The organism is Clostridium sp. HCP1S3_C6, from assembly GCF_052066735.1.
Classification (GTDB): domain Bacteria; phylum Bacillota; class Clostridia; order Clostridiales; family Clostridiaceae; genus Clostridium.
On record NZ_JBQHRN010000080.1, the window covers coordinates 1 to 444 of the forward strand.

Below are 444 nucleotides of genomic sequence, written 5' to 3' on the forward strand. Positions count from 1 at the left end.
AAAGCATTAGAATATGCTCAAAAAACAGTTCCAACAATGAAGAATATATTAGAAGATGGTTCTTTAGAAATTGATAATAATGCAGCAGAACGTTCAATAAAGCCATTTGTAATTGGCCGAAAAAATTGGCTATTTGCTAATACTGCAAAAGGAGCAAGGGCAAGTGCAACGATATATAGTATGATAGAGACAGCTAAAGCTAATAATCTAAAAATAGAAAGGTACTTAATTTATTTATTTGATCATTTATCAAATATGGAAATTATAGAAAAAGATTTATTATTAGAATTGATGCCTTGGTCCGATACAATTCCAGAGGAATTGAAACTTAAATCTTCAAAATAAATATTAAATTGTAACTCAGACAGTAAGCATTTTTACTATCTGAGTTTATTTTATCATCAGATATTTATAGTTAAAATACGTGAAATTTTTGACGCTTAC

The 444-nt window shown here is 27.7% G+C and carries 1 protein-coding gene; it reads left to right on the plus strand.

All coding sequences use genetic code 11. The annotated features are described in order from the left end of the window. Window positions 1–345 (plus strand): IS66 family transposase (locus ACTNAO_RS12850; RefSeq protein WP_441029691.1); only part of this gene is annotated, 345 nt, incomplete at its 5' end. Window positions 346–444: the final 99 nt, after the last annotated feature.